The 12,980-nt window shown below is 70.4% G+C and carries 10 protein-coding genes; 4 read left to right on the forward strand and 6 right to left on the reverse strand.

Annotated features, from left to right (window positions below; translation table 11 throughout):
• From AOJ26_RS42375 to AOJ26_RS33820, 3 genes are all read left to right on the forward strand, one after another.
• Positions 1–1,442: glycosyltransferase family 29 protein (locus tag AOJ26_RS42375; protein WP_107092863.1), on the forward strand; the 1,442-nt coding region annotated here is incomplete at its 5' end.
• Positions 1,439–3,772 (forward strand): glycosyltransferase, encoded by a 2,334-nt coding sequence (locus AOJ26_RS33815; protein WP_053852188.1) that lies wholly within the window; start codon positions 1,439–1,441, stop codon positions 3,770–3,772. The genes AOJ26_RS42375 and AOJ26_RS33815, both read left to right, overlap by 4 nt.
• A 7-nt stretch (positions 3,773–3,779) precedes the next feature.
• Entirely contained in the window at positions 3,780–5,471 is a 1,692-nt protein-coding gene (locus AOJ26_RS33820; protein ID WP_053852189.1) for a hypothetical protein, read from the forward strand.
• Here AOJ26_RS33820 and AOJ26_RS33825 read toward each other — a convergent pair.
• The 6 genes from AOJ26_RS33825 to AOJ26_RS33850 all read right to left on the reverse strand — a co-directional run bounded on the left by AOJ26_RS33825 (position 5,461) and on the right by AOJ26_RS33850 (position 11,581).
• The gene (locus tag AOJ26_RS33825) at positions 5,461–6,729 is read right to left on the reverse strand and encodes an NAD(P)/FAD-dependent oxidoreductase (RefSeq protein WP_053852190.1); all 1,269 of its coding nucleotides are present in this window, start codon (positions 6,727–6,729) and stop codon (positions 5,461–5,463) included. The two genes, AOJ26_RS33820 and AOJ26_RS33825, sit on opposite strands and share 11 nt — an antisense overlap.
• Positions 6,726–7,148: a GtrA family protein gene (locus AOJ26_RS33830; protein WP_053852191.1), complete on the reverse strand. Its 423-nt coding sequence runs from the start codon at positions 7,146–7,148 to the stop codon at positions 6,726–6,728. Before AOJ26_RS33830 ends, AOJ26_RS33825 begins: the two co-directional genes overlap by 4 nt.
• Positions 7,138–8,160, reverse strand: a complete 1,023-nt coding sequence (locus AOJ26_RS33835) for a glycosyltransferase family 2 protein (protein ID WP_078960132.1) — start codon at positions 8,158–8,160, stop codon at positions 7,138–7,140. Before AOJ26_RS33835 ends, AOJ26_RS33830 begins: the two co-directional genes overlap by 11 nt.
• Before the next feature lie 102 nt (positions 8,161–8,262).
• Positions 8,263–9,105, reverse strand: coding sequence for an FkbM family methyltransferase (locus AOJ26_RS33840; RefSeq protein ID WP_078960133.1), 843 nt, complete (start codon positions 9,103–9,105; stop codon positions 8,263–8,265).
• A 134-nt stretch (positions 9,106–9,239) separates the two neighbouring features.
• Positions 9,240–10,595, reverse strand: coding sequence for an alpha-2,8-polysialyltransferase family protein (locus AOJ26_RS33845; RefSeq protein WP_053852193.1), 1,356 nt, complete (start codon positions 10,593–10,595; stop codon positions 9,240–9,242).
• Positions 10,595–11,581 (reverse strand): glycosyltransferase family 2 protein, encoded by a 987-nt coding sequence (locus AOJ26_RS33850; protein ID WP_053852194.1) that lies wholly within the window; start codon positions 11,579–11,581, stop codon positions 10,595–10,597. Before AOJ26_RS33850 ends, AOJ26_RS33845 begins: the two co-directional genes overlap by 1 nt.
• Before the next feature lie 198 nt (positions 11,582–11,779).
• Between AOJ26_RS33850 and AOJ26_RS33855 the strand changes: the two genes are divergently transcribed.
• A partial coding sequence (locus AOJ26_RS33855) for a DUF6716 putative glycosyltransferase (protein ID WP_078960134.1) occupies positions 11,780–12,980 on the forward strand: 1,201 nt, incomplete at its 3' end.

Consider the following 12,980-nt stretch of genomic DNA (forward strand, 5'->3'; position numbering starts at 1 on the left):
GTGCACGCGCGCGTGGAGGGGAGCTGGACGAGTGCCTGCGCGCCTGCGCGGCGCACAGCGGCAACGTGGTCGGCAGCATCGACCGCCGCCGTGTCGAACTCGGCGAACAGCTGCGCAGACTGCTCGTCGTCTGGGGCACCACCGCCACGGCCACCCCGGCCGCCCCCGCCCCCTCCGGTGCCACCGCCCTGCTGAAGCGGGCCGTCAAGGGCGCCGCGACCCCCGCGTCGAACATCCCGGCCGAACTCCTCGACGCCCTGCTGGCCGTCGGCAACAAGGCCCTGGAGTGCGGCTACGACGACGAGCTGAACCTCGCCCTGGTCATCAGCGACACCGTCCTCGCCCAGCGCAAAAACTCCCGCGCCGGCTGGCGGCTGCGCGCCCGGCTCCTGGAGGCACTCGGCGAGGAGGCCGAGGCCCTGGAGGCGTACGAGAAGTACCTGAGCCTCACCGACGACGACGGTTTCGGCGTCCGCGCCCGGATCGCCGGCCTGCGCATCGCGGGCGAGAAGGAGCGCGAACTCCTCGGGCTCCTCGGCCGCCAGGTCCCCGGCGCCCGCGCCTTCGCCGGCCGCCCCGCCACCGACGTGTGGGCCGAGGGCCTGGCCGCGCACGCCGTCGGCGACTGGACCGAGGCCGAGCCCCGGCTGGTGGGAGCGCTCCTCGCGCTGTACGACGAGAACGCCCCGGTGCAGGAGCGGCAGGAACTGCTCAGCCAGTACCTCGACCTGCGCTCCGCCGAGGACACCGACGGCGCGGCGTTCACCCGGGCCGTAGAGCTCTACGCCGAGCAGCGCCGCAACCGCATGCGCGGCCCCGTCGCCGACCCCACCGTCGGCGGCGTGCAGTGGATCACCCTCGGTGAGTTCCGCAACCAGATCGCCGGCAAGTCGATCTGCCTGATCGCCAACTCCGGGCGGGTGGCCGCGAGTTCGATGGGTGCCGAGATCGACGCGTACGACCTCGTCGTCCGCTTCAACTCGTACCGGATCGACCCGAGGCACACCGGCGCCAGGACCGACATCCACGTCACGATCCACAAGCACGGCTTCAACTGGGACCAGCAGGTCACCACCCGCCTCGTCTTCGGCGGCGTCTCCGGCGACTGGAAGTACTCGCTGCGCAACCGCCTGGTGCCCGGCGCCCAGACCTACCTCGGCGACGAGTCGCTGCGCTGGCCCCTGCGCAACATCGGCAAGGTCGGCACCGACGTCTGGTCCGGCATCCCGACCTCCGGCTTCAACATGCTGTGGCTGCTGGACTTCCTCGACGTGAGCCCGAAGCTCGACCTGATCGGCTTCGACTTCTACGAGAGCGGCGCCTACCGGGTCCAGGAAGCGATGAAGCTCGCCATCACCTCCGTGCACGAATACACCAGCGAGAAGGCATGGGTCATGGAGCGGGCCCAGAGCGTGACCGACATGAGGATATCCCTGCGATGACCACCAACTCCCTGACCGGGACCGCCGCCCCCCTGGCCCCGGTGACCGACGCGCACGCGCTCACCGGCAAGCGGAAGATCGCCTTCGCCAGTTTCGTCGACGAGAACTACCTGCCCGGCTTCCTCACCCTGCTGCGCAGCCTCGCGCTGTCCAACCCGGGCGTGTGCGAGGACTTCGTCGTCCTCTACGACGACCTGAAGCCCGGCTCGATCGCCCGGATCCGCGCACTGCACCCGAGGATCGTCCTCAGGCGGGTCGACGCCGACCACTACGACTCGTACAAGAAGGGCGACCAGGACAACTACCTGGTCCGCAAGGCGTACTTCATCCTGGACGTCTTCAGGATCCGTGAGTACGACACCATCATCACCCTCGACACCGACATGGTCGTGCTCGGCGACCTCGGTGAACTCCTCCGGCTGCGCGAGGGACTCGCGGCCGTCCCGCAGTTCTTCTACGGGCAGCACAAGCTCAACTCCGGCCTGCTGGTCATCCAGCGCGAGTACCTGAGCGACGCCTTCTGCGCCCGGCTCGACAAGTGCGGCCGCTCCGGCGACTACGAGCTCGACAAGCACGACCAGGGCATCCTCAACGCCGTCCTGGACGGCGACTTCGTGCGCCTCGACGCCCGCTACAACTTCGTCAAGCGGCGGCTCTCGGGCGACCTCCCCGTCCCCGACGACACCGCGATCCTGCACTTCACCGGCCGCCACAAGCCCTGGCAGGGTGGCGAGGCGGGGTACAGCCTGGCCGAGGAGCGCTGGCGCGAGTTCGAGTTGTCCGACGCCGAGTTCCAGGCCGCCTACATGGAGCGGCAGGGCGGGCTGCACCACGACCTGATCGTCCACTACGGCACCCCTTACGTGGCGCGCACCGGGGACGTCGAGGCCGCCCGCAAGGTGGCCGCCGCCCACATCTCCACCGGGGACTACCAGGACGCCGTCGACATCCTCGGCAGCGTCCGCATCCCGCTCGACGAGGCCTGGCCGCACGAGGTCCTCGGCCACGCCCTGATGAGCGTCTCCCGCTACGACGAGGCGCGGACCCAGCTCCTGCTGGCCGCCGCCGCCCCCAACCGGGCCGCCACCGCCTACGCCCGCCTCGCCCAGATCGCCTGGGTGCACGGCGACAACACCGAGGCCCTGCGGTACGCCACGGCCGGCATGTCCGTCGACCCCACCCACCGCTCCAGCCGGCTGTGGGCGCAGCGCGCGGCCACCGTACCGCCCCAGGAACTGGGCGCCCCCGAGGACCAGTTGGCGCATGTCGCCTTCTACATGGACCGGCAGGGCAACGCGGGCGACAAGCTCCTGCCCGAGAGCGTCCGCTCCGCCTTCGGACCCGACACCAGCTCCCGCCGCTGGCACTCGGTGCACGCCCACCGCCTCTTCGACGAGGGCGCCCTCCAGCGCGTCAACCGCCGCCGCGGCCTGGTCATCGGCGGCGGCGGCCTGTTCATCCCGGACACCATGCCCAACGGCAACAGCGCCTGGCAGTGGAACGTCCCGGACGAACTCCTGAAGCGCATCGACGTGCCCATCGCGGTCTTCGCGGTCGGCTTCAACGCCTTCGACGGCCAGTCCTACCGGGCGAACCGCTTCCGCGACTCGCTCCGGCTGCTCGTCGAGCAGTCCTCGTTCTTCGGGCTGCGCAACCACGGCTCCATCGAGAAGGTGCGGGCCATGGTCCCGTCCCACCTCCACGACAAGATCCGCTTCCAGCCCTGCCCGACCACGGTCACCCGCCAGTTGGTCCCCGGCTGGCAGGACCCGGGCAAGCGCGACGACACCATCCTCGTCAACGCCGCCTACGACCGCGCGGGCCTGCGCTTCGGCCACGACTACGGCTACTTCCTGGCCCAGATGGCGAAGGCGGTCCGGGAGCTGGGCGAGCTGGCCGAGGTCCAGTGCGTGGCGCACTCCCTGGACGACGAGAAGATCGTCTTCGACCTGCGGCGCGAGCACGGCATCTCGATGCCCGTCATCCCGATGTACGACTTCGAGAACAAGGAGATCCTCGACCTCTACGCCCGCACCAAGCTGGTCATCGGCATGCGCGGCCACGCGGGCATGATCCCCTTCGGCTGCGGCACCCCGATCATCAGCCTCATCTCGCACCCGAAGATGGCGTACTTCCTGCGGGATATCGAGCGGCCCGAGTGGGGCGTCTCGGTCCACGACCGGCACCTCGCCGACCGGTTGGTGGAGCGGTCGAGGGAACTGCTCGCCGACCACGACAGGACCGTCGCGGACGTCCACGGCCGCCAGCAGGAGCTGTGGAAGGTCACCGAGGCCAACGCGGCCGACCTGCGGGTCCTGCTGGGCGGCTGAGCGCTCCATGACGACGACCCTGGCCGGCGACACCGCCGTACGGCCCACCGCGCCCGGCGGCCGCCGCTCACCCCTCAGGTGGGCGGCGGTCGCCGTGCCGTCCGCGGCCGCCCTGGTGTACACCGTGCTCACCCGCGGTCTCACCGGCGACCTCCACTACGTCCTGGCCGCCCTGCGCACCGGCCGGGCGGCCGGTTACTCCCCGTCGGAGGTCTTCACCCACCGGCCGTTCTTCTACCGGTGGTTCGTCGCCCTCCTCGACCGGCTCGCCTTCTTCGGGGACACGGCGGTGCGCGAGGCGGTGATGAACGCGGCGGGCGTCCTGCTCGCCGCCGCCGCGGCCTGTGCCCTGTACGCGGCACTGCTGCGCCGGACCACGCCCCGCGAGGCCGCGCTGACGGCCGGTGCCACCGGACTCGCCCTGGCCCTCGCCCCCCGCAACGACTTCCTCCAGCCGGAGTGGGCGGCCGTCGTCCTCACGGTGTTCGCCGTCGCCGCCGCCCTCGGCCCGCGGCGGCCCTGGCCCGCGGCCCTGCTCGCCGCGCTCCCCCTCGGCCTCGCGGTGATGATGAAGTACTCCACCGCCGCGACCGCCGCGATCGGCGTGCTCCTCGTCTACGCCGTCGACCGGGGCCGGGCCGTACGCATCACCCTGCTCGGCATCCCGGCAGCCCTGGCCCTGTTCGGGCTGAGCGTCCTCGGGGGCACCCGCGAGTGGCAGTGGACCGAGGACATGCCACAGATCAACCAGTCGGCACTGAGCAGGACCGGCATCCGCCCGCACTTCATCCTCGAACGCACGGCGGACTTCCTCGCCGACCGCGCGGTCACCAGCCCCGTGCTGCTGCTCGCGCCGGGCGCCCTGCTGCTCGTCCTGACCCGCGTCCGGGGCCGGCTGCGCCGCACCGAACTCCTCGTGATCGCCGCCCTCGTCGGTCTCGCCGCGCAGGCGGTCGTGGTCGTGCAGGGCAACTGGTTCCTGTACCACGGCGCACAGATGCCGGTGGTGGCGGCGGTCGTCTGGGGCGTCGCGGTGGGCGGCGCGCGCAGGTCCCCGCCGTGGTGCTTCGGGGCCGTCTCCCTGCTGTACGGCGTGCTGCCCGTGGTGTACGCCCAGCTGCCCGGCAGGTTCCAGCGCCCGTGGGAGGTCTGGGTGGCCGGGCTGATCGCCCTGCTCGCGGCCGCGCTGGACGTCCTGCTGGAGAAGCGGCTGCGCAACCGTTCGGCCGTCCTGGTCGCCCTGTCCGGCCTCGTCCTGCTGGCCGCGAGCATCTGGCCCGGCTCCCCGCACCTGGTGCTGCGCGGCAAGGTCACCGTCACCGGCTCCGGCTACCTGGAGCAGCAGCGGCGCACGGCCGAGGAGGTCGACCGGATCGCCGCCGAACTTCCCCCGGGCGCTCCGGTGCTGTACCTGGCCTTCGGCGAGACGGCGTACGACCTCGACCACCCGGCGCAGTGCCGCTACCCGATCGCCACCTTCCTCCAGCGCACCCGCTACCTGCCCGACGTGGCCGACCTGAGGTCGTTCCAGGAGAACGCCGACTGCGTCGACCACGACCCGGCCCCGTACGCGGTGCTGGAGCGGCCCTGGTTCCAGCCGGGCCACGTCGACCCGGAACTGTGGCGCCGGGTCACCGCGGTGTACGACTGCCCGCCCGGGAACCTGGGCGAACGGCTGGTGCTGTGCGTCAGGCGTTGAGCCCGAGCGCGGCGGTGACCTCGCGGGCCATCGCCACCGAGTAGCTCTGCCCCCGGTCCTGCGGATAGATCTGCGCCATCGTGGCCAGCGTGACCCGGCTCATGGGCGTCTCATGGGCCGGGATCAGCGCCCGGTACTCCGGCGTCACCACCGGCTGGGCGAACCCGGCCTTCGAAAAGTGCCAGGTCTGAATCCAGGACCTGTCGAAGGCCGGGTTGATCCGCCGCAGATACGGCACGAACTCGTCGAGCAGCTGACCCGGGTCCGTGGTGAACCGCCGGTCCTCGCGCTCCACGTAGTTGCCGACGTAGAGGATGTGCCGGCCGCCGTAGACGGACGGGTCGATCATCCTCGTGTGCTCGACCACCGCGAGGAACGGGAAGTCCGGCTCGTTGATGTTGAGCCAGTAGTACGGGATCACGCTGCGGTCCAGCTCCAGCACGAAGCAGGTGGCGCCCAGGTACTGGTTCTTCCACAGCGTGCTGTCGTCGGGCAGCCCGGCCGCCTTCGCGAAGGCGGGCTGCGGGGTGGTGACGATCAGCCGCTCGAAGGCGTACGACGACCCGTCCGCGCAGGTCACGACGGCCTCGTCGGCCCCGTCCTGCCGGATCGACTCGACCGCCTTGCCGAACTCCACCTTCCCGCCGCGCTCCTCGATCCCGTCCCGGAGCGCCGCGTAGACGCGCTCGAACCCGCCGTCCACATAGCCGAGTTCGAAGGTCCGGCAGTGGATGCGCGCCCACAGCCACGCCATCGACACCTGTTCGGCACGGTCCCCGAACTTGCCGCGCAGCAGCGGCTCCCAGATCGCGGCGGTGGCCTTCTTCCCGGCCCACCTGCGCAGCCAGGCCAGAGCGGTGAGGTCGTTGTAGCGGTCGCCCTTGCGGACCGCCTTCAGCACCGCCGACGAACCGGCGAAGCGCACGGCGTCGAGCGGGCCGAACTCCGGGAAGCGCAGCATGTCGAGGGGCGTGGTGAAGTCGATCAGCTTGCCGCCGCGGTAGATGCCGGTGGTCGGCCGGTGGAAGCGCAGCGCGTCACCCAGTCCGAGCTCCTCGACGAGCGCGATCATCGCCTTGTCGCTGCGGAAGATGTGGTGGTAGAAGCGCTCCAGCGGAACCCCGCCGACCTCCAAGGACGCGGCGAGACCGCCGAGTTCGTCCGCCGCCTCCAGGACGGTGACCTGGTGGCCGGCGCGTACGGCGTCCCAGGCGGCGGTGAGGCCGGTGGCGCCCGCGCCGATGATGCCGAGGTTCATGCGAAGCTCCACTTTCTGTTGAGCACGAACTGGAGCGCCAGGACCAGCGGCAGCGAGGCCGCCTTGATCAGGTCGGCGTCGATCCCCAGGCCGTCGGTGAAGGCGAGGAAGAGCAGGTTCGTCAGGACGATGCCGGTCAGGCCGACGGCGTAGAACCGCAGGAAGCGCACGACGAGACGGTCGCGGCGCTCGAAGGTGAACCGTGCGTTCAGCACGAAGTTGTTGGCGATGCCGAGCGTGGTGCTGAGCGCGTTGGCGAACTGCTCGTCCATCCCGGCCGCGTTGTGCAGCAGCAGGAAGACGACGAGGTCCAGGGCCACCCCGCTGCCGCCGATCAGGGTGTAGCTGAGCAGCTGCCGGGAGAGCCGCCGCCGGGACGGAGCGGTCGTGGTCCCGGGCGCCGAGGCGTCAGCGCTCACCGCCGCCGCCGATCACATCGCGCACCAGATACAGCGGCCGGCCCTGCGCCTCGCTGTAGATGCGCCCCACGTACGCGCCGATGACCCCCAGCGACAGCATCTGCGTGCCGCCCAGGAACAGCACGACGCACATCATCATCGTCCAGCCGGAGACGGTGATGTCGGGGCGGAAGAACTTCATCGCGAGGGCGTAGACGATGCCGAGCAGCGACAGCGCGAGGACGGCGAAGCCGAGCCGGGTGATCATCCTCAGCGGGGCGGTGGAGAAGCTGGTCATGCCGTCGATCGCGAGGCGGGCCATCTTGCGCAGCGGGTACTTCGTCTCGCCCGCGAAGCGTTCGTCGCGGTCGAAGGCCACCTCGGTCTGCCGGTAGCCCATCGAGGCGACGATCCCGCGGACGAACCGGCTGCGCTCGCGGTACTTGCGCAGCTCGTCCGCGACCCGCCGGTCAAGCAGGCGGAAGTCCCCGGTGTCCAGCGGGATGTCCACGTCGGTGGAGGAGCGCAGCACCCGGTAGTAGAGGTGCGCGGTGGCCCGCTTGAACGCGGTGTCCTGCCGTGAGCGCCGACGGGCGTGCACGATCTCGGCACCCCCCCGCCAGGCGTCCACCAGCTCCAGGCTGACCCGCGGCGGATCCTGAAGATCGGTGTCCATCACGATCACCGCGTCGCCCCGGGCGACGTCGAGACCGGCGGTGATGGCGATCTGGTGCCCGAAGTTGCGGGCGAAGTCGACGACCCGGACCCGCTCGTCGTCCTTGGCCAGATCCTTCAGGATCGTCAGGGAACCGTCGCCGGAGCCGTCGTTGACGTACACCAACTCGTAGTCGAACTCCGGACGTTCACCCAGTGCCGTGGTCAGCTCCGCGTGGAACGCCTTGATGCCGTCTTCCTCGTTGTAGACCGGGAGGACGTACGAGACGAGGGAGCGGCGAACGGGCTCCGGTCCCGGCTGCGTCAGCTCTGCCGGGACGACGTCGGGTATGCGCGGTCGAATGTCCTGCTGGGGCATTCGGAGAAGCTATGGAAGGTCTGTGAACGTCCGTCGAACTGGCTGTGGCCGGAAGCCGTCCGCCCTGTTTCGCTTCCCTTTCGCCCCCGGCCGGCCGAGGTGTCAGTCGTGCGGCGTGAACAGGAGGTTCCGCGTCCTGTGCGGCCGGGGCGCGTACCACGGGACGAGCGTGCCGTCGTGCTCGGTGACCCAGTGGCAGTCGTAGCCGAGCGGATCGAACTCGGCGAGGAGGTCCTGCATGTCCGCGTCCCGCAGCGCTTCGAGCAGCACCGTCGGCCGGTCGCGCTTGAGGACCTGGCGGGCCCCTCGGAGGACCGACAACTCATGGCCCTCGACGTCGATCTTCACCAGGTCCAGCCTGGTCTCGGCGAACACCTCGTCGAGGCGGACCAGCCGGATCCGCTTCTGTTCGGCGTCGGCGGCACCGCCCTCCAGGGTCGAGCCCGTGGACAGGAGGTTGCCCGCGAAGCGGACGCTGATCTCGGCCCAGCCCGCCTCGCTGGAGACCCCCGCCTGGTACAGCCTCACGTTCTGGGCGGAGTTCGACCGCACGTTCACCGACAGCCGGGCGTGGATCTGGTCCACGGGCTCGAAGGAGTGCACCTTCGCCTTCGGGTTGGCGAGGGCGGCGATCATCGAGAAGTAGCCGACGTGCGCCCCGACATCGGCGATCGTCGTGCTCTTCGCGGCGAGCCGGGACCAGGTGGCGAGGCTGCCGGGCTCGTAGCCGAACCGGCCGTTCCACAGCGTGTCCAGGCCGACCGCGTCGTCGTTCACGCAGAACATCACGAAAGGCGGGCAGTAAGGGGAGTCGATCTCCACATAGCCGCGATAAGGGAATTTCTTCCGGTGGGTGCGGATGATGTCGCTGGTGGCGACCGGCCGGACAGATGGTGCGTGCGCCAGCATGCGGGCGTTGGCTTCTTCGAGCTGGGGGATACGCATCCCGCGATCGTAGGGGCGCACCGCGGACTTGTCACAGGTCCTACAGAACACGAAAAGGCCAGGTCACGAGCGTATGACCTGGCCTTTTCCGAAGGGTCGCGCACGGGTTTCCCGTGGTTCACCCGGTGTTCCGCCTAGCGTTTCACAGCCTTCTTCAGCGCCCGCGCCCGTCGCACCACGCGGCGCGCGGTGGAACTGCGCGGCAGGAAGGTCAGGCGCTCCGGAATGCCGCCCGGCAGGCCCAGTGCCGTCAGTCGCTTCTTCCGGAAATAGCGCCGCGTGCGCGGCCCGAAGTGCCGGGAGAGATAGCGTTCCGCGGCCGGGCGCAGCGACGGATGGACCTGCGGCTGAAGAGTGAAGCCGAGCGCCGTGATCAGGGCGTTGAGCAGGTCCGCCGGAACGGCCTCCTGCCCTTCCCGGCCCTCCAGGTCCGGCAGCACCGCGTCGGCCAGCACCACCGGGACGCGGTTGCTGTTCTGGTACGGCGTCAGCCGCTCCAGGAGCAGTTCGGTGCCGATGCGGGCGGCCGGCAGGTCGTAGAGGGCGGAGGCCGTGAACAGGGCGGTGGAGAAGCAGCCGACGACCAGCGCGGGCCGCGCCTTCTCGAACAGCACCTCGGCGAGTACCGGGGTGTCCAGGACGGTCAGGTCCACCCCGAGCCGCTCCGCCTCGGCCTCAAGGGCGCGGCTGAAGCGGGCCGGCGCGCTGGGGTGCGGCTTGAAGACGACCGAGCGGTGCCCCTGGGCGACCGCGCCCTTCAGCATCCGCACGTGCAGGTCCTCCTCCTCCGTGGGGGAGAGGATGTCCAGCGCGGAGAGGTACTGGCCGAGCAGCAGTGCCGCGTCCTCCGGCAGCGGCGGCAACTCCTCGACGGCCGCCGTCAGTTCACCCATCGCCTTCAGGAAGGCGGAGGTGGGCACCACGACCGGCGGTACGCCGAACTCGGTCAGCAGCAGCGGGGTGAGACCGGCGACCAGGTCCAGGTGGAGCAGGCGGCGCACCCGGGTGCCGACCAGCGGGTCGAGCTTGTTGCGGGTGGGGCCGTAGCTCATCAGGCCGTCGGCGTAGACGTCGACGGGGGCGCCGGTGAAGATCTGGGCGACGGTGAGGGCGGGGGCGACCTGGAGGGACTCCAGGACCAGTTCCACCCGGTCCTCGCCGAGGTCCCACAGCAGCCGCAGATAGCGCTCGAACAGGGGGATGTCGTCCGGGCGGGGCGTCCAGGAGCCCGGGTGGAAGGGGCGGATCGCCTCGTTCCAGGACAGCACCTCGTCGAAGTGGTCGCGCAGCGGAGCGAAGCCCGGCATCTCGTCCAGGGGCACCGAGGTCTCCGGTGTCGGCGTGTTGTTGAACACCAGCAGCACCCGGCGCTCGGGCTCCTCGAAGAGGTCGGAGTCGATCGCGGCGGCCAGGGTGACCGCGCCGTACAGCGTGGACGCGCAGAAGATCTGGGTCGTACCCGGGTCCTTGCGGGAGCTGGTCGGGGACATCACGCGGCCGCCTTCGCAGTGGTGACCCGCCGCCGCAGCCGCCGCAGCTTGGCGGAGCGGCGCAGGTCCATGGTGTCGAGCACGTCACCGAGCATGTCCTGCGGCATCCGCTTTATGGCCGCCGCGCTCATGGCCCGCAGCTGCTTGGCCACCGACGGCTCCCACTTGGACTCGTCGGAGAGATGGTGGGCGATGATCGCGCAGTAGGTGCGCACCGCCTTGGGCAGCAGCCGGTCGGCGTCCCGGTCCGCCGCCGTCTCCTCGACGACCTGGTCGAAGGCGCGGATGAAGTCGAGCTGGCGGGCGTCGCCGATCTGGGTGAGGGAGGAGGCCACCCCGCGCCGGTAGAACACGCCCAGCAGGCTCACCACGGCGAAGGACTCGGCCTCGCGGTGCAGCTTCCAGATCCACGGCCGGTCCTCGGCCGTGCGCAGCCCGTCGGTGAAGTGCAGCAGACCCCGGTCGAGCAGCCGGCGGTGGTAGGCACCCGCCCACGCGTACGCGTAGTCCACGGAAGTCGAGCGGTCGGCGGGCAGGATCGCCTCCCGCGGGTTCATCACCTCGTTCCGCCGCCCGATCGGCACCCGGTGCACGGTCCGGGCCCGCGCCACGGTCTGCACATGGTCGGTGCGGACGAAGTCGCAGCCCAACCCCTCGATGGCGGCGACCAGTTCCGCGAGGTAGCCCGGCGCGAGCCAGTCGTCGCCGTCGAGGAAGGTCAGGTACTCGCCGCGCGCCGCGTCCAGGCCGGTGTTACGCGCGGTGGCGAGCCCTCCGTTCGTCTCGTGGTGGATGACCTGCACCTGGGCGACGTCCGACAGTTCCTCGGCCGCACGGTCGAGAATCGCCGGGGTTTCGTCCCCCGATTTGTCGTTCACCAGCACGAACTCAAAATCTCTCCGCGCATTCAGGCGAAGACTTCGGAGGGTGTCCGGGGCGTATTGCTGCACGTTGTAGAACGGCACGATGACGGAGAGCTTTGGCACCCGGGAAACGTTAGAAGGCGGTCCGGCAGCGGAACTTTCCGGCAAGGGGACTGCGGGTGAACTCGATGTGTCGGAACGGTGCATCCCGTGTACTTCCCGGTCCTCGGCGAGCCAGTTCGGCTCTCGGTGGGCTGTTGTTAACTTTTCGTTGATTCGCGGTTGGGCCGGACCTAGAAATTGCTTCCTAGCGTCGTCGCCGTGCCGCCAAGTACAACGAAGTCCCTTCGAATCGCCGTCCTCGCGGACTCCGACACCCGCTGGAAATGGGGTGCGCTGACCGCCGACCGCATCGCGCCGGTTCCGTCCATGGAATCCGGACCGCGGGGCGGAGCGCAAGCAGGCCTCGCGCTGGACGGATACCTGCTGCGCGGCCGGGCCACGCCCACCGCACGCCAGCTCGAAGAGGTCGGCGTGCGCGCGGACTCCCTGCGGGAGGTCACCGCCGTCGAGTTCCTGCGCGCCCTGGCCGGGACGTCGTACGACATCGTCGTGCTGGCCCTGGTCGGCGGCGGAGTCCAGGCCATGCTGCACGGCCTGGCACGGGTCTGGGACGGACTGGAGAAGCGTCCCGTCGTCGTCACCGGCTATGTCGGCGTCGTCTACGAGAAGCTCGCCGACGGCCTGCTCCTGCGCCACGGGGCCGACCTGGTCCTCGCCAACTCCCGCCAGGACGCCGAGCGTTTCCGCGCGGTGTACGAGGGCGTGGGCGCGGACGCCTCGTCGGTCACGGAGGTGGCGCTGCCCTTCCTCGGCGGTGCCGCCTACGAAGGGGAACACGACCCGTACACCGTGGTGTTCGCGGTCCAGCCCTCGGTGCCGGACAACCGCCGGGACCGCCTCTACCTGCTGGACCGCCTCATCCGGCACGCCCGGCTGCACCCCGAGCGCGAGGTGCTGCTCAAGCTGCGCTCCAAGCCCGGCGAACACACCACCCACATCGAGGAGCTGCCGTACCAGAAGCTGATCCAGCGGCTCGATCCGCCGGCCAACTTCCGGCTGGTGTACGGCAACATGGGCGAGGTCCTCGACCGGACCGACCTGCTGGTCACCATCAGCTCCACCGCGGCCCTGGAGTCGCTGCACCGGCGCATCCCCACGGCCGTCCTGACCGACCTGGGCATCCGTGAGGTCCTCGGCAACCACCACTTCGTGGGCTCCGGCTGCCTCGCCTCCTGGGACCAACTCGACGCCGGACACCGGCCGTTGCCCGACGAGGAGTGGGTGGCCCGGCAGGGTGTCGTCGCCGACGGCACGTACGCGCACGCCTTCGACGCGGCCCGTGAGCGCATCGCCAAGCTGCTGGCCGCTCCCGAACGGCCCCCGCTGACCCCGTACTACACACCCGTCACCGCCCCCGGCTACCTGCCCGGCATCCTCGCCCGCCACCACCTCGGCCCCG

It is taken from the genome of Streptomyces sp. NRRL B-24085, assembly GCF_001282115.1.
Taxonomy (GTDB): Bacteria; Actinomycetota; Actinomycetes; order Streptomycetales; family Streptomycetaceae; genus Streptomyces.

What these genes read in the sequence shown, in the direction of transcription:
- AOJ26_RS33815 (WP_053852188.1), top strand. Translation starts at nt 1,439, where the DNA reads ATGACCACCAACTCCCTGACCGGGACCGCCGCCCCCCTGGCCCCGGTG.
- AOJ26_RS33820 (WP_053852189.1), top strand. Translation starts at nt 3,780, where the DNA reads ATGACGACGACCCTGGCCGGCGACACCGCCGTACGGCCCACCGCGCCC.
- AOJ26_RS33825 (WP_053852190.1), bottom strand. Translation starts at nt 6,729, where the DNA reads ATGAACCTCGGCATCATCGGCGCGGGCGCCACCGGCCTCACCGCCGCC.
- AOJ26_RS33835 (WP_078960132.1), bottom strand. Translation starts at nt 8,160, where the DNA reads ATGCCCCAGCAGGACATTCGACCGCGCATACCCGACGTCGTCCCGGCA.
- AOJ26_RS33840 (WP_078960133.1), bottom strand. Translation starts at nt 9,105, where the DNA reads ATGCGTATCCCCCAGCTCGAAGAAGCCAACGCCCGCATGCTGGCGCAC.
- AOJ26_RS33845 (WP_053852193.1), bottom strand. Translation starts at nt 10,595, where the DNA reads ATGTCCCCGACCAGCTCCCGCAAGGACCCGGGTACGACCCAGATCTTC.